This window comes from Pseudonocardia sediminis, assembly GCF_004217185.1.
In the GTDB taxonomy this organism is placed as follows: Bacteria; Actinomycetota; Actinomycetes; order Mycobacteriales; family Pseudonocardiaceae; genus Pseudonocardia; species Pseudonocardia sediminis.
Window position 1 is genome coordinate 6,408,123 of sequence record NZ_SHKL01000001.1, and the last position, 22,429, is coordinate 6,430,551.

Annotated in this window: 18 protein-coding genes; 8 read left to right on the top strand and 10 right to left on the bottom strand. The window is 73.1% G+C overall.

Annotated elements, in window-relative coordinates:
- Positions 1-25: 25 nt before the first annotated feature.
- Positions 26-817: a hypothetical protein gene (locus tag EV383_RS30045; protein ID WP_130293461.1), complete on the top strand. Its 792-nt coding sequence runs from the start codon at positions 26-28 to the stop codon at positions 815-817.
- Here EV383_RS30045 and EV383_RS30050 read toward each other — a convergent pair.
- The 7 genes from EV383_RS30050 to EV383_RS30080 all read right to left on the bottom strand — a co-directional run bounded on the left by EV383_RS30050 (position 804) and on the right by EV383_RS30080 (position 7,672).
- The gene (locus EV383_RS30050) at positions 804-1,946 is read right to left on the bottom strand and encodes an MSMEG_0565 family glycosyltransferase (RefSeq protein WP_242623374.1); all 1,143 of its coding nucleotides are present in this window, start codon (positions 1,944-1,946) and stop codon (positions 804-806) included. The two genes, EV383_RS30045 and EV383_RS30050, sit on opposite strands and share 14 nt — an antisense overlap.
- A 66-nt stretch (positions 1,947-2,012) precedes the next feature.
- The gene (locus EV383_RS30055) at positions 2,013-2,999 is read right to left on the bottom strand and encodes a ketopantoate reductase family protein (RefSeq protein WP_130293465.1); all 987 of its coding nucleotides are present in this window, start codon (positions 2,997-2,999) and stop codon (positions 2,013-2,015) included.
- Between the two features lie 49 nt (positions 3,000-3,048).
- Positions 3,049-3,399 (bottom strand): MmcQ/YjbR family DNA-binding protein, encoded by a 351-nt coding sequence (locus tag EV383_RS30060; protein ID WP_130293468.1) that lies wholly within the window; start codon positions 3,397-3,399, stop codon positions 3,049-3,051.
- A 78-nt stretch (positions 3,400-3,477) separates the two neighbouring features.
- Positions 3,478-4,203 carry an alpha/beta fold hydrolase gene (locus EV383_RS30065; protein ID WP_130293472.1) on the bottom strand — a complete coding sequence of 242 codons (726 nt, stop codon included), beginning with the start codon at positions 4,201-4,203 and terminating at the stop codon, positions 3,478-3,480.
- Positions 4,204-4,242: 39 nt separating this feature from the next.
- A complete protein-coding gene (locus tag EV383_RS30070) occupies positions 4,243-5,067 on the bottom strand; it encodes a hypothetical protein (RefSeq protein ID WP_130293474.1) in 825 nt (274 codons plus the stop codon).
- 70 nt (positions 5,068-5,137) lie between these two features.
- Complete coding sequence (locus tag EV383_RS30075; protein WP_130293477.1) at positions 5,138-5,482, bottom strand: hypothetical protein; 345 nt, start codon at positions 5,480-5,482, stop codon at positions 5,138-5,140.
- Between the two features lie 240 nt (positions 5,483-5,722).
- Positions 5,723-7,672 (bottom strand): Hsp70 family protein, encoded by a 1,950-nt coding sequence (locus EV383_RS30080; RefSeq protein WP_165438548.1) that lies wholly within the window; start codon positions 7,670-7,672, stop codon positions 5,723-5,725.
- A 256-nt stretch (positions 7,673-7,928) separates the two neighbouring features.
- Here EV383_RS30080 and EV383_RS30085 point away from each other — a divergent pair, with 256 nt between their 5' ends.
- The 4 genes from EV383_RS30085 to EV383_RS30100 all read left to right on the top strand — a co-directional run bounded on the left by EV383_RS30085 (position 7,929) and on the right by EV383_RS30100 (position 13,217).
- Complete coding sequence (locus EV383_RS30085) at positions 7,929-8,765, top strand: hypothetical protein (protein WP_130293482.1); 837 nt, start codon at positions 7,929-7,931, stop codon at positions 8,763-8,765.
- A gap of 127 nt (positions 8,766-8,892) precedes the next feature.
- Entirely contained in the window at positions 8,893-9,699 is an 807-nt protein-coding gene (locus EV383_RS30090) for an IniB N-terminal domain-containing protein (RefSeq protein ID WP_130293484.1), read from the top strand.
- A gap of 150 nt (positions 9,700-9,849) precedes the next feature.
- Entirely contained in the window at positions 9,850-11,649 is a 1,800-nt protein-coding gene (locus EV383_RS30095) for a dynamin family protein (protein ID WP_130293487.1), read from the top strand.
- Positions 11,646-13,217 carry a dynamin family protein gene (locus EV383_RS30100; protein WP_242623375.1) on the top strand — a complete coding sequence of 524 codons (1,572 nt, stop codon included), beginning with the start codon at positions 11,646-11,648 and terminating at the stop codon, positions 13,215-13,217. Before EV383_RS30095 ends, EV383_RS30100 begins: the two co-directional genes overlap by 4 nt.
- A 228-nt stretch (positions 13,218-13,445) precedes the next feature.
- Here EV383_RS30100 and EV383_RS30105 read toward each other — a convergent pair whose 3' ends face one another.
- A complete protein-coding gene (locus EV383_RS30105) occupies positions 13,446-16,184 on the bottom strand; it encodes a helix-turn-helix transcriptional regulator (RefSeq protein WP_130293489.1) in 2,739 nt (912 codons plus the stop codon).
- A gap of 134 nt (positions 16,185-16,318) precedes the next feature.
- On the opposite strand from EV383_RS30105, the gene EV383_RS30110 reads away from it, so the two are divergent.
- Both EV383_RS30110 and EV383_RS30115 read left to right on the top strand, forming a co-directional pair.
- Complete coding sequence (locus tag EV383_RS30110) at positions 16,319-17,017, top strand: 2-C-methyl-D-erythritol 4-phosphate cytidylyltransferase (RefSeq protein ID WP_130293491.1); 699 nt, start codon at positions 16,319-16,321, stop codon at positions 17,015-17,017.
- Positions 17,018-17,120: 103 nt separating this feature from the next.
- Positions 17,121-17,951 (top strand): glucose-1-phosphate cytidylyltransferase, encoded by an 831-nt coding sequence (locus EV383_RS30115; RefSeq protein WP_130293493.1) that lies wholly within the window; start codon positions 17,121-17,123, stop codon positions 17,949-17,951.
- Positions 17,952-17,981: 30 nt separating this feature from the next.
- Here EV383_RS30115 and EV383_RS30120 read toward each other — a convergent pair whose 3' ends face one another.
- Both EV383_RS30120 and EV383_RS30125 read right to left on the bottom strand, forming a co-directional pair.
- A complete protein-coding gene (locus tag EV383_RS30120; protein WP_130293495.1) occupies positions 17,982-19,184 on the bottom strand; it encodes a class I SAM-dependent methyltransferase in 1,203 nt (400 codons plus the stop codon).
- Between the two features lie 9 nt (positions 19,185-19,193).
- Entirely contained in the window at positions 19,194-20,306 is a 1,113-nt protein-coding gene (locus EV383_RS30125; RefSeq protein WP_130293497.1) for a peptidoglycan recognition protein family protein, read from the bottom strand.
- 239 nt (positions 20,307-20,545) lie between these two features.
- Between EV383_RS30125 and EV383_RS30130 the strand changes: the two genes are divergently transcribed.
- Positions 20,546-22,381 carry an acyl-CoA dehydrogenase gene (locus EV383_RS30130; RefSeq protein ID WP_130293499.1) on the top strand — a complete coding sequence of 612 codons (1,836 nt, stop codon included), beginning with the start codon at positions 20,546-20,548 and terminating at the stop codon, positions 22,379-22,381.
- Positions 22,382-22,429 lie beyond the last annotated feature (48 nt).

Here is a 22,429-nt window from a genome sequence, read left to right on the forward strand (position 1 = left end):
GGACCGACGTCGGGGGACGATGACGATGAGCAGCACGACCGAGCACCGCGGAGCCGGTTCCGGCGGCGGAGCGCACCCGACCGAGGTCACCGCTGCCATCGCGCCCGTGACACCGGCCCGGCACGCCGCGACACCGGGGCGATCGCCGCACGCCGTGCCGCCCGCGGGTTCCCCGGTCCCGCGGGCGTACCGGCCGGCGCCGCGCGGGATGGGTCCGGGTGTCCCGGCCGCTTCCGCACCGTTCCGGCCCGGTCCGACCCCCGGTGGGCCGGACCCCCGTCGTCCCGACGCCGCCTGGGCCCCGTACGCCCTGCCGGGCGGGCACCCCGCCGGCCTCGGACCCGGATACGGACCGCCGCCCACGGCCGGGTGGGGCTCGCCGCAGGGGATGCGGTGGGGATGGATCGCGATCGGCATCGTCGGGGCGATCCTGGTGGTGGCGATGCTGGGGTCCCTCGCCTCCGGGGCGACCATGACGGTGCCGGGCACCGTCACGCTGGCGTCGTCGTCGACGTCGGTGACGTCGAGCTCGTCGTGCAGCGGCCTCGGGTTCATGTCGTACGTGGACTACGGCGCGCCCGTCACCATCTACGACGCGAACGGCACGCTGGTCGGCAGCGGATCGCTCGGCTCGGGTACCCCCAGCTCGTCGAGCGGCTATTACTACTACAGCGACTGCATATTCTCGTTCACGCTCGACGACGTCCCGGCGGACAGCGAGTTCTACCGCATCAAGATCGGTAGCGGTAACGGCGACGGGGTCCCGTTCTCGGCCGCGCAGCTACGGTCCGGCGGGGCCCACCTCACGATCGGATGACCACCCGCTCGGCCGCCGGCAGTCGGCGGTAGAGCTCCAGATGGGCCCGGGCGGCGGCGTCCCAGGTGTGGCGGGCGGCCAGCGTCCGGCCCGCGGCGCGGCGGCCGGGGTCCGGGCCGTCGTGCAGCACCCCGGAGAGCGCTGCCGAGAGCTCGGGGACCGATCCGGCGAACGCGGCCGAGCCGTCGAACGTCCGGCGCAGGACCGGCAGGTCCGAGGCCACCAGGGGAACGCCGGCGGCCAGTGCCTCCATTGCGGCCAGGCCGAAGCCCTCCTTCACCGACGGGAACGCGAACACCTCCGCCGCTGCGACGAGGGAGGGCAGGTCCGGGTCGGGCACCGGGCCGAGCACCACCGGCTCGACGCCGAGCTCGTCGGCGCGGGCCTGCCAGGCGACGCGGTAGTCGCGGTAGTCGAACACGGTCTCGCCGCCGCCGATCACCAGCCGCACGCCGGGGTGCGCGCCCCGTAGCAGCGCGAACGCCTCGAGCAGCTCCATCGACCCCTTCCGCGGCTCGATCCCGCCGACGGCCAGCACGTAGCGCCCGAGTCGGTCGGTCCAGGCGGCGCGCGCACCGGCGGCGTCCGGGCCGGCCGCGGCGGCGAACCGGGCCGCGTCGACCCCGTTCGGGATGACGGTCGCGGTGATGCCCCAGCCCTCGCGCAGCTCCGCCGCGACCGGGTCGGAGACGCAGACATGCGCGACCGGGGCCCGGATCGCCCTCTCGTGGCAGGCGACGAGCTGCGGGGTCGTGAACTCGTCGAGGTGGTGCACGGTGCGGATCGGCCGTCCGGCCGCGTTCGCGCTGATGCAGTCCTGGGCGTGCACGACGTCGAAGGCGCCCCGTTCCGGCTCCAGGCCGGCGCCGAGGGTCGCGATCGACCGCAGGATCCGCGGGCCGAGGTCCTCGCCCTCGATCTCGGCCAGCGGTACGACGCGCACCCGGACGGCCGGGGCGACGTCGCGGAAGAAGCCGGTGTCGCCACCGCGGCCGAGCGAGAACACCGTGACGTCCTGGCCGAGACCGGCGAGCGCCTCGGCCAGCGCCAGGGTGTGCACGACGCCGCCGCGGGGCTTCGTCGAGTAGGTCAGCAGGGCGATGCGCAGGGGGGTCGGCTCGACAGTCATCCAGAGCAGTCCACCCGGCGGGCGTGACCGCGCGATGACGGCCGGACCAACCCGTTGTTACGTCGCTCAGCCGAGCAGCGGGAACGCCGCCACCGCGGCCAGGAGGTCCTGGCCTCGCCGGGAGCCCGGCTGCTCCCCGGCGGCGGCCATCTCCCCGGCGACGCGGGTCAGCACCGCGTTGACGGGCGTCGCGACGCCGTGCGCGGCGCCGAGGGCGACGATCTCGCCGTTGAGGAACTCGGCCTCGATCGACCCCGCGCCCCGTTGCAGGCTCTGCCAGGAGGAGCTGCCGCCCCGCTCCCGGCCGCCGACCGGCCGCTGGGTGATCAGCCCCTCGCGGCGGACCCGGTCGTCGTCGCCGGTACGGGCGGTGATCCCGGCCGCGGCCAGGGCTCGTTCGCCCTCGTCGGCGGCGGCCTCGCGCAGCTCGTCGACGGCGGGGTCGTCGGAGGCGCACGCGGCGTCGAGGGCGTTGGCCAGGTTCGTCAGCAGCTTGCCGTACTTGCCCTCCATGACGGCCGGGTCGGCCCTCGAGGAGAAACCGGCGGCGGTCAGGTCCGCGGCGATCGCGTCGCTGACGTCGTCGACGCCGGAGGGGTACGTGCCGACGTCGAGCACGCCCGGGACCGGCACCGACGACGCGATCACCACGCCCGGCTCGTAGTGCTCGGCCGGCAGGATCACCAGCACCGCCTGCACCCGGGCGAACCGGGCCGCGGCCATCCGCTCGTTGGCGACGCCGTTCTGCGCGCACGCGACCACGACGTCCGGTGCCCGCGCCGCGAGGGCGTCCAGGATCGGTTCGGTGTCCTGGGTCTTGGTCGCCAGCACGGCGACGTCGCCGGGCCGCCAGTCGACCTCGTCCACCGACGCGACGGCAGGGACCCCGACGACGCGCGAGCGGTCCGGATCGTCGAGGCGCAGCCCGCCCTGTTCCCGGATCGCGTCCAGGTGCCGCCCCCGCGCGACGAGGACGACGTCACGTCCCGCCTCGGCCAGACGGGCCCCGATCGTGCCGCCCACCGCGCCCGCCCCGATCACCACGTACCGCATGCCGATCACCCTGGCACGGACCCCCGACAGTCGCCTCAGGATCTTCTCGTCAGAGTGCCGAGTTCTCGTCGTGACGACGGACGAGCGTCTTCGGAGCCTTGCCCCGCCAGGCGTCCTCGATCAGCTCGGTCAGCTGGTCGAGACGTATCTTCGTCAAGTCGACAAGAATAGATCCGTACCCGTCGTAGTGCGGCGTGGTGTAGAACGCCGGGTCACCGGAGGCCAGCAGGGCCTCCTTCTCCTCCAACGGACAGACGATCATCAGGCCGCCCTCGGCCTCGGTCCGCAGGCGGACGAGACACTTGCCCCGGACCTTCAGCGCGGGGGTGCGGTAGGAGGTCGACTCCTCGACCCCCGGCAGCGCGCACCCGATCCTCACGACGTCGTCCCAGCTCGGCATGGAGCCATCCTGGCCGAGCCGGGGACGACCTGTCGTGGACGAAACGGAGCCGCGTCGATGCCCGAACTCCGCGAGCGGTCAGTCGCCCAGATGCTCGGCCAGGAACGCGTCGACGGCCTTCTTCCCCGCCTCGAGGTGCTCGGGTTCCTTCCACTGCTCGACCAGCGTCGCGCCCGGTGCGAGATCGACGAGCTGCTGTGACACCGGCCCCGGGTGGAACTCGTCGCCGCCCTTGAGGACCAGCCACGGCGTCGTGAACCGCGCGAGCGCTTCGTCCGGGACGCTGAACAGGATGCCGCCGCCGTCGTACATGTTCCCGCGGAACTCGGCCCAGTCCTTCTCCGTGACGTCCGGGTGGGACTCGCGCTGCGTCTGCGCCCAGTTGTCGAACATCTCGTGGAAGCGTTCCTGGTTCTCGTGCCGGCCGATCGGCTGCAGCGTCACCGCGGCCCGGACCCGCTGCGGCGCGGTGGCCAGCAGGCTCGCGATGTAGGAGCCGCCGATGCACATGCCGAGCACCCCGAACTCGCCGACGTCGAGGTGGTCGAGCAGCGCGAGCTGGTCGGTCGTGTAGGTGGACCAGCCGTCGGTGCCGTGGATGTCGGCGACCGACTCGCCGGCGTTGCGCTGGTCCATCGCGATGACGCGGTAGCGGTCGGAGAGGTGCTCGATCGGGTTCCACGGGGCGTGGCCCCAGAAGTCGATGGCGGACCGCATCCCGCCGGGGGCGATCAACAGGATCGGGAAACCGGTCCCGTGCTCCTCGTAGTGGATCGTGACACCGGGGCGTTCGAACGTCGACACGGGACGCGACGCTACCGGCGCCGGCGGCCGTCCGGGGAGTCAGTGGACCCGGGCGGGTGTCCGCTTCTCGCTCTTGCGCCGCGCCAAAATCGACACGCCGTACACCGCCAGCAGCAGGCCGAGGACCATCGGGACGTACCAGCCGTCGCGGATCGTGTCGCCGAGCAGCGCGATCCCCACGATGCCCGGCACGACCACCTCGGTGACCATGAACAGCGCCGTCACCGTGGACACGTCACCCAGCCGCAGCGCGCGGGCGTAGTTGTAGAGGCCGGTCGCCCACATGCCGATCAGCACGTAGACCAGCGGCTCGGTGAGCAGCCCGACGAAGACGTTGCCCTCGGACACGTGCATCGCCCGGACCGCCACCGCGCCGCCGCCCAGCCCGAGCCCGGCCACGATCGCCGACGGCCACGGGCGGCTCACCTTGCGCAGCGCCACCGAGATCAGCAACAGCGCGGCCAGTGCCCCGAGCAGGACGAGCGCGGTGCCGCCCTCGCCCGTGCGCGGTGCCACCCGGTCCTCCCCGGCGCTGCTGGCGACCAGGATCAGGCCGAGGATGCTCGCGACGATCCCCATCCGGTGGACCGGGCGCAGCCACTCGTCCTTGTAGAACCGCGCGTAGAGCGCGGTCATCGCGATCGACCCGGCCAGCGTGGCCTGGACCGCGAACACCGGCAGGTACCCCAGGGCGAGGACCGTGCAGGTCCAGGCCAGGAGGTCCATGCCGAGGCCGGCGATGAACCGGGGACGCGCCAGGATCGCGCGGGTCCGCCGGGCCTGCCCGGCCGCATCCGCCTGCAGGATCGCGGCGACGCTGTTGAAGACCATCGCGACGAGCGCGAAGGCCATACCGATCAGCACCGGAGGGCCCTACCGGCACGAGGATCGAGCGTCGCTGCGAGATGCACGACGCCGATTCTCTCCGACCGCCTCAGACACCCGCCGGGCGGGCGGGACGCGACGGTCCGGCCTGCATCGGAACCTGTGCCCCCATCGGCGCGACGGACGTCTGCGGGCTGATCTCGAAGAAGCCGCTCATCAGACCGGCACTCGGGATCTCGCCACGCTCGGCGGCGGTCCTCCAGGGGCTGTCGGGCGTGACTCCGCTCCGGCGGTCGCGCAGCGCGCGCCGCGGCCGTTCGGTGAGGGCGACCACGAGCACGGTCGCGACGATCCCGACGAACAGCGGTCCCCCGACCACCAGTACCGGCCATCCGAACGCCAGATACGCCACGAGCAACGCAGCTGCCGCCATCCCGATGACCAACCCTGCCAACCGCGCCACCGCGGCCCCCCTTCTTCCCAGCTCAGAGCACTAGTTTTACCACGCGTAGCAGGCCGGATACGGCCTACTTCACTCCGACGTGGTCACACCGTTGCCCGATCGAGAGGTGGGGCCGGGCCGGCGTGGGGGCTCCCGGTCCACGCCGGCCCGGCGGCTCGCATCATTCCGCCCGGTGTCCGTTTCCGATCGGGGTGGGGGTGGGTCCCGGCGTGTCGCGGAATGCGGTATCGGTCAGGTCGTCGGGGTCGGCGCCGGGGCCGGGTTCTGCGCGGCCTCGTTCTTCGCTTTCTCCTCGGCTTCCTTCTTGGCCTTCTCCTCAGCAGCCTTCTTCGCCGCCGCGTCGGCTGCCGCCTTCTCGGCTGCGGCCTTGTCTGCGGCGGCCTTGTCCGCAGCCGCCTTGTCCGCCGCGGCCTTGTCCGCGATCGCCTTGTCGGCCGCCGCCTTGTTCGCAGCCGCCTTCGCAGCGGCGTCCGACGCGGCCTTCGCGTCCGCCGCCCTCTTGGCCGCTGCCGGATCCGCAGCGGGGGCCACGGGAGCGGCTGCCGGCACGGGCGCTGCGGCCGGTGCCGCAACCGCGGCCGAGGTGACCGTCGCAGGAGCGGCCGCGTTCTCCGATGTCGGGACGGAGCTGTCGGCCGGTGCCGCCACGGCAGCGGCCGGCGTGCCCGGTGCAGGGGCCGGGGCGGACGTCGTCGGCGTGGCCGTCGACTGGGCCGCGCTGATGCCGGTCGCCGTCGGGTTGGCCGTCGTCGGCCAGAACAGGACCGCTCCGATGATCGCGAGAGCGCCGGCCAGGCCGCCCGCCCCGACCAGGAGGCGGGCCCGCATGTCCGACCGTCGCTGGGCGGGGGCCGGGTCCTGGGTGACGTAGGTGTCCATGACGGCCGGCCGCAGGGGTGCGGGGCCGGGGGACCAGGCGGCGAACCGCTCGGTCGGCGGCTCGGTCGCCATCACCGCGGTGCCGGCGAAACCGGCCGCGGGCACGGCGGCGGTGGCCGGGGCCGCCGCAGGGACCACGGCGATCGGACCGGTGCGCTCGGCGTCGGTCTCGGCGTAGACCGGCACGTCGACTCCCGGCCACGACGCCTCGGGCTGCGGAGCGAGGGCCAGTGCGGCCCCCGTCGCGATCGCGTTCTTCGGGTCGGCGTCCACCGCCAACGGGCGTCCGAGCTGCTCGGAGACGAGCTGCGCGACCAGCGGGATCCGCGAGGACCCGCCGACCAGCAGCACCGACGTCAGGTCGGCGGACTCCATCCCGGCCGAGGACACCGCACGCCGCAGCGCCTCGACGGAGTCCTCCAGCGGAGACCGGATCAGCTCCTCGAACTCGCTGCGGTGCAGCCGCACCGACGTGCGGCCGGTGCGGGCCCAGACCACGACCGAGGCCTCGGTGTCCGAGCTCAGCGCCTCCTTGGCCTCGCAGCAGTCGCGACGTACGCGCGCCACGGCGGCCCACACGTCGGGGTCGGACTCGTCGAGGTCGGCGAACGCGTCCGGAACCGCCTTCCGGACGTGGTCGAACACGGCCTCGTCGAAGTCCACCCCGCCCAGGTACTCGACGCCCTCGGGACGGCCGAGCAGCGTGAACCCGCTGCCGACCTCGCGGGCGGCGTCCTTGCGGACGACGGCGGCGTCGAACGTGCCGCCACCCAGGTCGTAGACGGCGATCGTCGAGCCGGGGCCGACGCGCTCGGCGCGGGCGTAGCAGAGCGCCGCGGCCTGCGGCTCGGCCAGGAACGTCACGGTCAGCCCGTGCGCGGCCAGGGCCCCGCCGAGGAGCTCCTTCTTGTGCGCGCCCCAGGAGGCCGGGTGGGTCAGGGCGACGCGCTCGGGCAGCTCTCCCTCACGGCGCGCGGCGACGTCGACGACGTGCCGGACGACCAGCGCGGCGAGCTCGTGCGCGGCGAACGCCCGCCCGCCGAGCGACACCGGGGTCGGGTCACCGATGCGGCGCTTGAACTCCCGCGCCACACGGTCCGGCTCACCGAGCGCACGGCGCTGGGCGGCGTCACCGAACAGCAGCTCGCCGTCGGCGGAGGCGAGGAGCACCGACGGCATCTCCGTGCCGTGGTCGGACAGGGCGAGCATCTCGGGCTCGCCGGCCGCCTCACCGCCGCGCAGGCGCAGGACGGCGGCGGCCGTGAAGGTCGTACCCAGGTCGATCCCGAGCAGGTACGGCATGGCGGTCGTCCCCTCTGCGAAGCATGGCGTCGAGCCGGTGGCACCGGCCCTCCTCACACGCCCATCGGAGATCCACCGGCCGCCGTTAGCCGTTCCTTCCGATCCCCTAACCGATTTCCCCCCGATCCCCCCGGGGGTCCCCATCGGACTCGGAGAGATCCCCGATGGCGGGCGGACCCCCGGTCCCTACCTTTCGATCTCAACACCGGTCGCCGCAGCGCTCCGGTACCCACCGACACACCCGGAGACGATCCCGATGGCCGAGAACCTGACCCTCATCGACTTCATCCGCGAGCTCCTCGGCCTCGAGGGCGAGAGCAAGGCGATCGAGCTGCGCGACTTCTACCAGCAGAACCCGCAGGCGGCGCTGAACGAGTACGGACTCGGCCACCTCTCGCCCGAGGACGTCAACGACGCGATCACGCTGGTCCAGGACAACGACACCGTCAGCTTCGACCGCAACTACGACACCGGCTTCGACTGGAAGGACGGCGGCTGGGGCTCTCCCGCCGGCCGGCACCACGAGGACGGCGGCAAGGACCACGGCGGCGACTGGGGCCACAAGGGCGGGCACGACACGGCCGTCCGCGAGCACGTGACCAACAACCACGTCACGAACAACATCGACGACCGCGACACGATCATCGACCAGTCGGTCAACCAGAACATCGACACCGACGGCGGCGACTTCCGCCAGACGATCGACAACAACTCGGTGAACGCGACCGGCGACGGCTCGGTGGCCGCCGGCGACGACATCAACGGCTCCACGATCACCACCGGCAGCGGCAACGTGGTCGGCAACGGCAACCAGGTCGTGAGCGGCGACGACAACACCACCGCCTTCGGCTCGGGCAGCGCCGTCAAGGGCGTCTCGGTCGACGACGGGAGCGCGTTCTCCGCCAACGGCCCGGCGTCGGTCGACAACTCGACGAACGGCTCGCACAACCAGAGCTGGTCCGAGGACAACGACTACAGCTCGACCAGCGACTCCGGGAACGTCGACACCGACAACTCGGTCCACACGCACCTCGAGAACAACAGCGAGACCCACGTCGGTTCGCACAACGACACCGACCTGCACTTCGGCTGAGCCGCCCGACAGACCCGGGTGCCGGGCCGCCCCCGACCGGCCCGGCACCCGCACCTCCTCGCTCCATCCCCGCTTCCGGTGAGCCCCGCACGGCTCTCCGACCACCTCGCACAAGGAGAACTACGAGATGTCCGCCGACAAGTCCCTGATCCAGTTCATCCTCGACCTGCTGCGCGACCCGAAGGCGCTGGCCGAGTTCAAAGACGACCCGGACGCCGCCCTGCGCGCCTGCGGCCTGACCAACGTCAGCCCGGAGGACGTCCACGACGCGATCGTGCTGGCCCAGGACAACGACGACGTCAGCTTCGACCGTGACTACAACACCGGCGGTCACCACACCCAGGTCGCCGGCGCCAGCGTCCCGCCGCCCCCGCCGGTCGAGGCCCACCACGGCCAGCCCGACCACGAGGCCGCGATCAAGTACATCGACAAGTACGTGACCAACAACTACGTCACGAACAACATCGACGACCGCGACACGATCATCGACCAGTCGGTCAACCAGAACATCGACACCGGTGGCGGCGACTTCCGTCAGAACATCGACAACCACTCCGTCAACGCCACCGGCGACGGCGCCGTCGCGGCCGGCGACGACATCAACGACTCGACGATCACCACCGGCAACCACAACGTCGTCGGCGACGGCAACGCGGTCGTCAGCGGCAACGACAACACCACCGCGTTCGGTTCCGGCAGCGCGATCTCGGACGTGAGCGTCGACGACGGCAGCGCCTTCTCCGGCAACGGTGCGGCGTCGGTCGACAACTCGACGACCGACTCGTACAACAAGGTCCACACCGAGGACAACGACGTCACGAAGATCCACGACTCGAACAACGAGACCACCGACAACTCGGTCGACACGCACGTCGAGGACAACAGCCACAACGACTTCCTGTCGCACAACGACACGCACGTCGACATCGCCTGATCCGACGCCTCGGACGGTCCGGACCGTCCACCGCGCACCGGCCCCGTTTCACCCACCCGGGTGGGACGGGGCCGGTTTCGTTCGTGTAAGCAAGACGCTTGCACCGGGCCGGGTGGCCCGGTCGCACGAGGGGGCAGGGGGCGTCGTTTCGTGGCGGTACCGGAGGCGGTCGAGCTCGTCGACGTCGCGCTGAAGGCGACCACCGCCTACGAGCGACCCGACCTCGCGACCCGGCTGCAGCAGACCCGCGCCCGCCTGGCCGACCCGAACGTCCGGGTGCTGATCGTCGGAGAGTTCAAGCAGGGCAAGAGCCAGCTGGTGAACGCGCTGGTCAACGCGACCGTCTGCCCCGTCGACGACGACATCGCCACCGCCGTCCCGACACTCGTGCGGCACGGCGAGGAGACCACCGTGACGCTGGTCCGCGAGGGCGGCGGGTCGGACGAGCGCACCTCGGTCCCGGTCGAGCGTCTCGCGGAGTACGTCTCGGAGGCCGGCAACCCCGGCAACCGGGCCCGTCTCACCCGCGCCGAGGTGACGCTGCCGCGCAAGCTGCTCGCGTCCGGGCTCGTCCTCGTCGACACCCCCGGGGTGGGCGGGCTGGGCTCCGCGCACGGTGCGGCGACGATGTCCGCGCTGCCGTCCGCCGACGCCGTCGTGCTCGTCTCGGACGCCTCGCAGGAGTACTCGGCGCCGGAGCTGGAGTTCATGGGCGCGGCGATGAAGCTGTGCCCGAACGTCGGCTGCGTGGTCACCAAGACCGACCTCTACCCGCACTGGCGGCGGATCGTCGAGCTCGACGAGGGGCACCTGCGCACGGCCGGGATCGACGCCCGGATCTACCCGGTGTCCTCGGCGCTGCGTCTGCACGCCGCGCGCACCCAGGACCTGGACCTGATCGCCGAGTCCGGCTTCCAGGAGCTCGTCGGGTTCCTGCTGCGCAAGGTCGTCGCCCGCGCCGACGACCTCGACCGCACGTCGGTCGGCCAGGACGTGCTGATCACCTGCCAGTCGTTGTCGGCGACGATGCGCGCCGAGCTGCTCAGCCAGGAGGACCCGGAACGGGCGGGGCGGCTGACCACCGAGCTGGAGCAGGCCAAGGCCCGGGTCGACGCGCTGCGTCAGCGTTCGGCCCGCTGGCAGACCACCCTCAACGACGGCATCGCCGATCTGATCGCCGACATCGACTACGACCTGCGCGACCGGCTGCGCACCGTGTCCCGGGAGGCCGAGCAGCTGCTCGAGGACGCCGACCCGTCCGACATCTGGGAGCAGTTCGCCGAGTGGTTCCACCGCCAGGTCTCCCAGGCCGTGGCGCAGAACTTCGTGTGGACGACCGAGCGGGCCCGGTGGCTGGCCGAGCAGGTCGCCGAGCACTTCGCCGAGGACATCGACGTCCAGCTCCCCGAGCTCAGGATCTCCGGCGGGGCGGTGGCCGGGAAGGTCGACGCCCTGGAGCTGCCGGTCGGGGAGAAGTTCGGCGCGGGGCAGAAGCTGTTCGTCGGCATGCGCGGCGGCTACGGCGGCATGCTGATGCTCGGCCTGGCCTCCACCGTCGCCGGGTTCGCCCTGCTCAACCCGGTCTCGATCGGCGCCGGTCTGCTGTTCGGCGCGAAGACGGTCCGCGACGAGCGCAAACGCCTGGTGCAGCGCCGTCAGGCCGAGGCCAAGGGCGCGGTGCGCCGCCACATCGACGAGGCCACGTTCCAGGTCGGCAAGGACTCCCGCGACAACCTGCGCCAGATCCAGCGCGAGCTGCGCGACCACTTCACCGTCCTGGCCGAGGAGCTCTCGACCGCGCTGGCCGAGTCGGTCGGCGCGGCGCAGACCGCCGTGCGTTCGGACGCCGACCGGCAGAAGCGGATCGCCGACCTGCGCGCCGAGCTGGAGCGGGTGGAGGCCCTCGCCGAGCGCGCCCGTTCCCTGGTCGGGGCGGTGACGACGGTATGAGCGGACCCGGCTGGAGCCGACCGTCCGGGCCGGTCCCGCCGCAGCGCGATCCCGCGGGCCCCACCCACGGCTTCCGCGCCCCGGCCCCGCCGCCGACGTCGATGGACCTGACCGCGTCGGTGCGGGAGCTGCTGCGCCGCACGATCGAGGCCTACGCCGACAGCCCGCAGGCGGCCGGCTGGCTGCAGCACCACCTGGACCGCTTCGGCGAGCCGCTGCGGGTGGCGATCGCGGGCAAGGTCAAGGCGGGCAAGTCGACTCTGCTCAACGCGCTCGTCGGTGAGCAGATCGCGCCGACCGACGCGGGGGAGTGCACCCGGGTCGTCACCTGGTACCAGGACGCGCCGTCGCCGAAGGTCCAGGTGTTCCCGCGCAACGGGCCCCCGCGACCGCTGACGATCTCGCGCAACCGGGGCGCGCTCTCGTTCGACCTTCAGGGGATGCCGGTCGAGCAGGTGGACCGGCTGCTCGTCGACTGGCCGTCGCAGAGCCTGCGCACCACGAACCTGATCGACACCCCCGGGATCGGGTCGCTCTCGGCCGACACCTCGGCCCGGGCGAGTGCGTTCCTCACCCCGGACGACTCGCCGTCGCCGGCCGACGCCGTCGTCTACCTGATGCGGCACCTGCACGCCGGTGACGTCCGGTTCCTGGAGGCCTTCCACGACCGCGGCGTGGCCCGGGCGACGCCGGTGAACACGATCGCTGTCCTCTCCCGCGCCGACGAGATCGGCGTCGGACGCCTCGACGCACTCACCTCCGCCCGCCGGATCGCCCGGCGCTACCGCGGTGACGAGAAGCTGCGCGGGCTGTGCCAGACCGTCGTCGCGGTCGCCGGGCTGCTCGCCGAGAGCGCGCGGACCATGCGTCAGGACGAGTTCACGGCGCTGACCGAGCTGGCCGCCCTGCCCCGCGCGGACGTCGAGGCGATGCTGCTGTCGGCGGATCGGTTCGGGCGCGCCGAGCTGGACCGCCCCGACAGCGACACCCGGATCGCCCTGCTGGAGCGCTTCGGCCTGTTCGGGGTCCGGCTGGGCACCACCCTGATCCGGCAGGGCGTCACCGACTCCTCCGCGCTGACCACCGAGCTCATCCGACGTTCCGGGCTCGACGAGCTGCGAACGGTGCTGGCCAACCAGTTCGCCGAGCGCCGCGATCTGCTCAAGTCCCGTTCCGCGCTGCTGGCGATCGACCTGGTGCTGACCCGCGAACCGCGCCCGTCGACGGCCCCGCTGCGCGCCGAGGTCGAACGGATCCTCGCCGGAGCGCACGAGTTCGTCGAGCTGCGGACCCTGTCCGCACTGCGCGGCGGTGCGGTGACGTTCTCCCCGGACGCCGCCGAGGACGCCGAACGTCTGCTCGGCGGTGACGGCGGATCACCGGCCGCGCGCCTCGGCCTGGACCCGGGCACCGAGCCCGGCGAGCTCCACGCCGCCGCCCGGGAAGCCCTCTCCCGCTGGAAGCGCCGCGCCGAGAGCCCCCTGACCGGCCGCAGCTCCGCCGACGCGGCCCGCGTCGTGGTCCGCAGCTGCGAGGGCATCCTCGCCTCCTCCGCGCCCTACCGCTGAGGCGTCACCGACTTAGCGAGCGGCACTCTCGTCGCAAAGGTTCCGACGAGCGTGCCGTTCGCTGATCCGCCCGCGCGGCGCAGGGTGGGTCGGCCGGGCAGCGGTCGGCACCCTCGTCGCAAAGGTTCCGACGAGAGTGCCGCTCGCTGGACGTCGGAGGCCCTGGCGCGGCGGGTGGGCCCGGGGCCGGTGAGTGGGGCCAGGACAGTGGCGGAACCGGGCGGCGGGTCAGGTCGCCAGGATCGTGCGGAGGCGGTCGTGGAGTTCTCCACGACCGCCGACGCCCAGGCGTTGACGCATGCGAGCGACGTGGTGTTCGACCGTCTTCGCGGAGATGAACAGCGTCTCGCCGATCTCCTTGTACGTCCGGCCCGCCACGACGAGCGCGGCGACCTCGCGTTCCCGCTCGCTGAGCAGGCCGGACGGCTCCGTCGACGCGGCCCCGGGCGACGGCGGGGACGACGACGGGGAGGGGGACGGACCGGAGGGCTCGGGGGCGGGCTGCTCCTCGCCGGGACGGGACTCGGCCTGCAGGGCCCGGGCGCAGGCGAGGAGCGCCGTCATCGCGCGGCGGTCGTCGGTGCGGATGGCGGCCTGACCGGCGAGTTTGCCGCCGTCCCAGGACAGCCCGACGGCGTGCAGCCCGCGCGCGGCGGTCTCCACCGGCTCCGGGTCGACGACGCCGTCGAGCAGCGCGACCCAGTGCGGCGCCGCGGCGGCCATGGCGGCGGCGAACCGGCTCCCGCCCGCGGCCTCGGCGAGCGCGGCGGTGTGCCGGCGGGCGGCGTCGGCGTCGGCGACCAGCACCGCGGCCTGCAGCTGCGCCCAGTGCAGCGGGGCCGACCAGAGGGCGGGGCGGCCGAGCCGGTCCAGCAGCGCGGTGGCCTCGTCCAGGTGCGGACGCACCCAGCTCTGCTCGCGCAGCCGGGTCGCGGCCGTGACCAGCTCGCCGAGGGGCTGCAGCACGAACAGGTCCACCGGGTGCCGGACGATCGCCTCCCGCGCCCGGGTCCAGGCCCGCATCAGCGAACCCAGGTCACCGGAGCGCCGGGCGAGCGCGACCTGCAGGGACGCGGCCAGGAACTCGTCGCGCGCCTCGAGGCCGCCGTCCCCGGACGTCGTGGGGTCGGCGTCGACCGCGGCCAGCCGGGACGCCGCGGTGCCGGTCGCCCCGCGCAGCAGCGCGATCCAGCCGAGCAGCAGCCGGTGCCGGGCCTGCGCGCGCCGGCCGCCGAGCCGGACCGCCAGCGCCCGCTCGAGCACCGATCCGGCGACGTCGAACTCCCCGGTGTGCACCGCGACCAGCGCGGCGAGTGCAGCCGGGGTGTCCGGGAGCAGCGCCGCCCGGTGCGCCGTCTCCAGGAGCCCGGCGGCGCGGGCGAGCTGCGACAACGCCGCGGTCGGCGAACCCTCGACGGAGTCCAGGATCCCGCGGGCCATCAGGTCCTCGGCCCCGGCGAGCAGCGTCGGCGGACGTCCCAGGGGCGAGCCGCCGAGCGACGGCGGTGCCCCCAGCACCGACGCGGCACTCCCGGCGGACGGCGCGGGGGGATCCACGACGTGCAGCGCGGCACGGGCCTCGTCCAGCGCCCCGGTCCCGATCAGCACCGGGACGGCGACGGTCGGCGCGACCCCGCCGGACGCCGCAGCCATCCACCGGTAGAGCTCCGCGCTGCGCGCCAGCAGCCCGCGCCGGGCCAGCACGGACGCGGCGACGGAGCCGGCCTGCACCGCGTCGTCGGGGTCGACCGCGTCCAGCGCGCTCAGCACGGCGTCGGACTGGGCGAGCGCTGCGTCGAGGTCCCCGGTCCGCAGGTGGGCCTCGGCGCGGCGGGCGGCCAGCGACAGCGGGGGACGCCCGGCCCGGACGGCCTCGGCGTAGAGGGCCGCGGCGTCGTCGTCCTCGGCGCGCGCGGCCTCGTCGGCGGCCGCGGCGAACACGGCGGCGGCCCGGTCCCCGGTGGCGTGCGAGCCGACCATCGTGCGGGCGACGGCGAGCACGCTGCCCCCGCGGTCGAGCTCGATCTCGGCCAGCGTCCGCCGGATCTCGGTGCGGCGGGCCGGCGGTGTGCGGTCCCGCAGCGCGACCCCGACCAGCGGCACGACGGTGCCGTCGGACCGGCACAGACCGGCCGCCCGTGCCTGCTCGACCAGCTCGTCGAGCTCGTCGATGCCGCTGCCGGCCGCGTCCATCAGCCCGAGCAGCGGCACCAGGACCTCGGCGTCCATCGGGGCGCCGAGCGCTCCGGCCAGCACCAGCTCGCGGACCCGCAGGTCCTGGCCGTCGACGGCGTAGCCGATCTGCTCGACCAGGGCGGGGGGCAGCCGCAACGTCCCGGTGGGCACGGGACGCTCGTCGCCCTCTGCCAGGCGCGCGACGTCGGCGCCGGCCTCGTCCCGCATCGCGACGAGCAGGCGGTCGGTGAGCAGCGGGGACCCGCCGGTGCTCTCGTGCGCGAGCTTGACCAGCCAGCCCGCGGGCCGCCGTCCGAGTACGCGGGCGGCCCGGGCCGCGACCCCCGTCCGGTCCAGCGAGCCCAGCACCAGCGGCGGGCGGGCGGCGGCCAGCGCCGCGCCGAGCCGGGCCACCGCGACCCCGCGCGGCCACGGACGTCCGGCCACCACGATCCGGGCCCCGGGTCGAGCGGCCCAGGCCTGCAGGTGTTCCAGGTCCGGCTCGTCGAGCAGGTGCGCGTCGTCGACGACCACCGCGACACCGGACGGGTCGTCGTCGGAGGAGAGCTCGCTACGCACCGTGACACCGGCGGCGGACCACGCGTCGGCCAGCACCCGTAGCGTCACCGTCTTGCCGCTCCCGGCGGGCCCGACGACACCGACCGCTCGCGGCGAGCCCGGCTCCGCCACGATCTCGCGGGCCAGGGTCTGCGCGGCGGGGGCTCCCGCCAGCACGTCCGGGCCGGTCGGCGCGACGTCCGCCGTGCCCCGCACGTCCGGTCGCACCGTCATGTGTCCCCTCATCGCAGAGCTGTCGGGGGAGCGAGAGTAACGGGTCGTCGATCGTCCTCGATCACGGATACGGGGGCTCCCCGAGTGACCGTCCGCCGTTCCGGGCGGGCGGGCACCCGACCAGGGAGGACGACATGACCGACCGTGACGGCCCGACGTGGGCCATCGTGCTCGCCGGCGGCCGCAGCACCCGCTTCGGACGGCTCAAGCAGTTCGAGCCGCTCGACGGGATGCGTCTGGTCGACCACACCGTGGCCACCGCACGCCGGACCTGTGACAGGGTCGCGCTGGTACTTCCCGCCGGCGTGGAGTGGGACGGCGAGCCCGTGGACGCGCTCGCCGTCGGCGGCGACCACGCGTCGGAGTCGTTGCGGGCAGGGCTGGCCGCGGTGGCCGGCGACGCGGCGGTCGTGCTCGTGAACAGCCCGGCGCACCCCCTGGCCTCGGACCGGCTGCACCACGACGTGATCGCGGCCGTCCGGGCCGGCGCCGACGGCGCCGTGCCGGTCCTCCCGATGCTCGACGTCGTGCAGCGGGTGGTCGACGGACGCGTGGTGGCGACGCTGCCCAAGGACGGCACGGTGCTGACCCAGGCACCGCAGGCGTTCCGGGCCGCGGCGCTGCGGTCCGCGCACGCCGACCGGCCACGCCCGGTGGAGAACTCCGGGCTGCTCGTGGAGCGCGGCCACGTCGTCGTCACCGTCCGCGGGGACCCGGCGAACCTGCACGTGGCCACCGAGGACGACCTGGCCGCGGTCCGACGGTTGGGCAGTCCGGTGGTTGCTACCAGGACGGACGTACGGCTAGACAGGAACAACTCCCCTGACGATTGACCCTCAGCGAGACCCACAAGCGGACGGACGCCGAACCCGGCCAGGACACATCGCTACGGCAGCGCTCCCCCTGCCACCCGCTCCCCCACCCCGGAGGCTTCCCATGCCCATGCCCGTGACCGATCCGAACACTCCCGTCGTCATCCTGTGCGGTGGCCAGGGCACCCGCATCCGTGAGGTGAGCGAACGGCTCCCCAAGGCGATGGTCGACATCGGCGGACGCCCGGTGCTCTGGCACATCATGAAGCTCTACAGCCACTACGGGTTCCGGCGCTTCATCCTCTGCCTGGGCTACAAGAGCTGGGAGATCAAGCAGTTCTTCCTGGACTACCGCGCGCACCTGTCGGACTTCACGCTGTCGCTGGCCGAGGGCGAGCACAGCCCCCGCTTCCACAACGACGCCGCCGACGAGAACTGGGAGATCACCTTCGCCGAGACCGGCCTCGACGCCGGCACCGGCGCCCGCCTGCGGCGGATCCGCCAGTACATCGACACCCCGCAGTTCATGCTCACCTACGGCGACGGCGTCGCCGACGTGCCGATCGACGAGCTGGTCAAGGCGCACCACAACGGCGGCCGGATCGGCACCGTCACCGGCGTGCACCCGACGTCGAAGTTCGGCGAGATGCACGTCGAGAACGACGTCGTCTCCGAGTTCAACGAGAAGCCCACGCAGGTCACCGGCTGGGTCAGCGGCGGGTACTTCATGTTCGAGCGGTCGTTCCTCGACGACTACCTCGACGACGCCGAGGACCTGTTCCTCGAGCACGAGCCGCTCGGGCGCCTCGCCCGCGACGGCCAGCTGACCGTCAACCGGCACGAGGGTTTCTGGGCCGCGATGGACACCTACAAGGACTACCAGCTGCTCAACGACCGCTGGTCGGCCGACAACGCGCCGTGGAAGGTCTGGTGCGACGACGGCCCACGCTGGTGAGGGCCGGGCCGGCAGCGGTGCGGACGGCCCTCAGACCGTGAGCAGTTCCGTACTGCCGAGCCCCAGCTCGTCGAGGGTGCCGCGGACCTCGCCGGTGTAGACCGGGTTCATCAGCAGCACGCTGCGCGGCGGGGTGCCGGTGAGGTCGCGCGGCGCGCGGATGGGCAGGCCGAGCCCGCCCATGTAGTGGCCCTGCAGACCCGGGTTGATGTCGACGACGGCCTGCACCGCGCCCGCACCGGAGCCGCTCGCGGCCGCGCCGCCCTCGACGACGTTGAGGAACGTCAGGCCCTTCGCCCCGCCGCCCCAGACGACGACGTCGTCGCCCGCGCCGGCGCGCTCGGCCAGCCACCCGCGCCAGCGTCCGACCTGCGACGACACGCGCTCGGCGAAGTCGTGGCACCCGGCCCGCAGGGTGTCGAGCTCGGCGGTCGACAGCTCCGGGGGCACGGCGTCACCGCCGCCGAGCGCCGCTTCGGCGACGACGTACTGGTCGGAGTACGTCGTCCGCACGGCCGGGTCGACGAAGCCGAGACCGGTCAGGAAGCCGGCCATGGTGGCCGGGGTGAAGTAGGAGCAGTGCTCGTACTGCAGGTCCCAGAACGCGCCCTCGGTGAGGATCCGCCCGAGGTCGGGGACCTCCGCCAGCAGCGTCGACGCCCCGCCGCGGCGCATCCCGGAGACCAGCTCGGCACCGAACTCCGACAGCGCCGGGATGTGCTCGAGGGTGTGCCGGCAGACCAGCGCGGCCGTACCCGGGTCCACCTGACCGGCGGTGAACAGCTCCGGCACCGCCGTCAGCCGTCCGGCCAGCTCGGGGCGGACCCGGTCCGGGGAGAAGTGCGGGTCGACCCCGGTCACCCGGCCGACGCCCGCGGCGAGCAGCTCGGCGGCGAAGTCACCGGACCCGCAGCCGACCTCGACCACGTGCGCACCGGTGAGGCCGAACCGTGCGACCCAGTCCGCGGTGATCTCCGCGGCGTAGGCGGCGAACCGCGGGGAGTGGTGCTGGGACTCCTCGTGCGCGCCGGTGTAGTCGAGAAGGGACTCGTCGAAGTCGCGGTTGAAGACCATCCCGCAGCGCTCGCACAGCACGAGGACCTGGTCCCCGACCGGGACCGCGCGCGCCTGCGCCGGGTCCGGCAGCACCGCCGTCCCGTGCACCGGCAGGCCGGCGACGGAGAAGAACGGGTCCGCTGCGGGGGCATGGCAGGCCGGGCACGACGTCAGCACCGGGCGAGCCTAGCGACGAGCCGTCCCCGGTGGATCGGTGACCGGCCGGACCGCGGTGCCGCCGGTGCCGAGCAGCCGCTGCCAGGTCGGCGCCGTGACCCGGTCCGGCACGCTCTCCACCCGGCGGTGCTCGGCGAGGGTGTCGACCGCCCGCCAGGCGTCGCCGCCGTTGCGTCCCGGCCCGCGGCTGACCGTGCGCGCCAGCTCCGGCCAGGACTCGCCGCCGAGGATGCCGTTGACGTCCTCGGCGCGGTGCGCGACCTGGAACGTCCGGACGGCGTCGGCGGTGCCCTCGTCGAACCGTCCGGTGGGCTCGGTCGTCGTGGCCCCGGCGTCGCGCAGCAGGTACTGCGCGGCCGTCACGTCCGGGCCGGAGTCGCCGAGACGCAGCAGCGGCCAGGACGCCTTCTCCGCCTCGGTGCGCGAGACGCGGCGCCCGAGCGTCGCGCCGACCTCCGCCCGCAGCCGCGGCAGCATCCGGTAGAGCCGGTCACCGGGGCAGGCGGTGTTCTTGTAGTCGCGGTGGCCGTAGAGCTCGGTCGGCGCGATGCCGTAGCGCGAGCAGATGTAGGCGCAGGTGGCGCGCAGCGAGTTCCACAGGGCGGGCGTCGGGTCGACGCCGGTGTAGGTGCCCTCGTTCTCGATCCCGATCGCGACGACGTTCTGCCCCGTGCAGTGGGCGCCCTCGACCTGGCGGCGGCCCTCGTTCAGCACGCCCAGGCTCAGCGAGCGTCCCTCGAGCACGACGCCGCCGCGGCTGATCGTGAAGTGCTGGCCCGAGTCGAGCCAGCCGTTGTGGTTCATGTGGTAGTTCTGGATCGCCCGGGCCAGCCTGTCGCCCGCACCGCGGGACTGGTCGCCGACGTTCGGGGTGGCCGTGTGGTGGACCAGGATCCGGATCGGTCGCCGGTCCCAGATCTTGACCGGCGAGCTGGGACGGCGCGCACCCCAGCTCGGGCAGTTGACGATGTAGGGCGCCGGGGCGCCCTCGGTCAGCGGCGGGCCCTCGGCCCCTGTCCGCACGAACCGGTCCGCCCGCTCCGGGCCGGGGAGCAACGACGCCGTCCCCACCGCCAGTCCCGCCGCGAGCACGCCCCGCCGGGTCAGCCGAGCACCGTCCATCACGACCTCCCGCGGGCGACGAGCACAGGAGTCACTACCGTCCCCTGCGTCACACCGAAGATCTTGCGTCATCACGGCCCGGTGGAGGGGCCACCACGCCGTCGACCTGCGCACACGAACAGGTGCGAGCGCCCGGCGGATCCGACCTTGATTCGGTTACCGGTGAGTAATATCCTGGCTTCAGTTACCGGCCGGTAAGTGGATCGTCCGGGTCAGAGCGCGAACGGCGGTGCAGACACATGGGCCACTACACGAGCAACCTGCGCGATCTCGAGTTCAACCTGTTCGAGGTCTTCCGCATCCAGGAGACACTGGGAACCGGGCCCTTCGAGGGCGTCGACCAGGACACCGCGAAGGGCGTGCTCACCGAGCTGTCCGCGGTGTGCACCGGCCCGCTGGCCGAGTCCTTCACCGAGATCGACCGCAACCCGCCGGTCTACGACCCGAAGACGTTCTCGGTCACCACCCCGCAGGGACTCAAGGACGCCTACAAGGTCCTCTGGGACGGCGAGTGGTTCCGCCTCGGGCTGCCGGTCGAGCTCGGCGGCTACGGCATCCCGCCGTCGGTGCAGTGGGCCGCCGCCGAGATGATGCTCGGCTCCAACCCGGCCGCGTTCATGTACATGGCCGGCCCGAACTTCGCCGGCGTGATCCACGCCAACGGCACCGACGAGCAGAAGCGCTGGGCCCAGATCATGATCGACCGCGCCTGGGGCGCGACGATGGTGCTCACCGAGCCCGACGCCGGTTCCGACGTCGGCGCCGGTCGCGCCAAGGCGATCCAGCAGGACGACGGCTCCTGGCTGATCGACGGCGTGAAGCGCTTCATCACCTCGGCCGAGCAGGACCTGACCGAGAACATCATGCACCTGGTGCTGGCCCGTCCCGAGGGCGGAAAGCCCGGCACCAAGGGCCTGTCGCTGTTCCTGGTGCCGAAGTTCCACTTCGACTCCGAGACCGGCGCCCCCGGCGAGCGCAACGGCGCCTTCGTGACCAACGTCGAGCACAAGATGGGCCTCAAGGCCTCGACCACCTGCGAGCTGACGTTCGGCCAGCACGGTGTCCCCGCCCAGGGCTGGCTGCTCGGCGAGGTGCACGACGGCATCGCGCAGATGTTCCAGGTCATCGAGTACGCCCGGATGATGGTCGGCACCAAGGCCATCGGCACCCTCTCGGCCGGCTACCTGACCGCGCTGGACTACGCCAAGGAGCGCGTCCAGGGCGCCGACCTGACCCGCATGACAGACAAGACCGCCCCGCGCGTGGCGATCACGAAGCACCCCGACGTGCGTCGCAGCCTGATGCTACAGAAGGCCTACGCCGAGGGCCTGCGCGCCGTCTACACCTACACCGCGACGTTCCAGGACAAGATCCGCGTCGCGCAGTTCACCGGCGAGGACACCTCGCTCTCGGAGAAGGTCAACGACCTGCTGCTGCCGATCGTCAAGGGCGTCGGCTCGGAGCGGGCCACCGAGCAGCTGATCCAGTCGCTGCAGACCCTCGGCGGCTCGGGCTACCTGCAGGACTACGCGATCGAGCAGTACATCCGGGACGCCAAGATCGACTCGCTGTACGAGGGCACCACCGCGATCCAGTCCCTGGACTTCCTGTTCCGCAAGATCGTCCGGGACAACGGTCAGGCCCTGGCCCACGTGGCCGGCGAGGTGGCGGCGTTCATCGACTCCGACGCGGGCAACGGCCGGCTCAAGGAGGAGCGCGCGCTGCTCAAGACCGCGCTCACCGACGTGCAGGGCATGCTCGGCACGCTCACCGGCTACCTCTACGGCTCGGCCAAGGACGTCACCGAGCTCTACAAGGTCGGCCAGCACACGGTGCGGCTGCTGATGGCCGTCGGCGACCTGCTCGTCGGCTGGCTGCTGCTGCGCCAGGCCGCGGTCGCACTGGAGGCGCTGGGCTCGGACGGCGTCGCGCCGAAGGACCAGGCGTTCTACCAGGGCAAGGTCGGGGTCGCGTCGTTCTTCGCCAAGACCGTGCTGCCGCGCCTGACCGCGGAGAAGGCGATCATCGACAACGCCGACAACGCGCTGATGGAGCTCGAGGACGCCGCGTTCTGACGTCCTGAGCCCACGCACGACGACGGCCCGGGTGGAGTTCCACCCGGG

Bases quoted from the DNA above. Each gene is read 5' to 3' on its own strand.
- EV383_RS30080 (WP_165438548.1), bottom strand. From the start codon at position 7,672: ATGCCGTACCTGCTCGGGATCGACCTGGGTACGACCTTCACGGCCGCC.
- EV383_RS30100 (WP_242623375.1), top strand. From the start codon at position 11,646: ATGAGCGGACCCGGCTGGAGCCGACCGTCCGGGCCGGTCCCGCCGCAG.
- EV383_RS30125 (WP_130293497.1), bottom strand. From the start codon at position 20,306: ATGGACGGTGCTCGGCTGACCCGGCGGGGCGTGCTCGCGGCGGGACTG.
- EV383_RS30060 (WP_130293468.1), bottom strand. From the start codon at position 3,399: ATGCCGAGCTGGGACGACGTCGTGAGGATCGGGTGCGCGCTGCCGGGG.
- EV383_RS30045 (WP_130293461.1), top strand. From the start codon at position 26: ATGAGCAGCACGACCGAGCACCGCGGAGCCGGTTCCGGCGGCGGAGCG.
- EV383_RS30090 (WP_130293484.1), top strand. From the start codon at position 8,893: ATGTCCGCCGACAAGTCCCTGATCCAGTTCATCCTCGACCTGCTGCGC.
- EV383_RS30110 (WP_130293491.1), top strand. From the start codon at position 16,319: ATGACCGACCGTGACGGCCCGACGTGGGCCATCGTGCTCGCCGGCGGC.
- EV383_RS30085 (WP_130293482.1), top strand. From the start codon at position 7,929: ATGGCCGAGAACCTGACCCTCATCGACTTCATCCGCGAGCTCCTCGGC.
- EV383_RS30105 (WP_130293489.1), bottom strand. From the start codon at position 16,184: ATGACGGTGCGACCGGACGTGCGGGGCACGGCGGACGTCGCGCCGACC.
- EV383_RS30050 (WP_242623374.1), bottom strand. From the start codon at position 1,946: ATGACTGTCGAGCCGACCCCCCTGCGCATCGCCCTGCTGACCTACTCG.
- EV383_RS30130 (WP_130293499.1), top strand. From the start codon at position 20,546: ATGGGCCACTACACGAGCAACCTGCGCGATCTCGAGTTCAACCTGTTC.
- EV383_RS30055 (WP_130293465.1), bottom strand. From the start codon at position 2,999: ATGCGGTACGTGGTGATCGGGGCGGGCGCGGTGGGCGGCACGATCGGG.
- EV383_RS30115 (WP_130293493.1), top strand. From the start codon at position 17,121: ATGCCCATGCCCGTGACCGATCCGAACACTCCCGTCGTCATCCTGTGC.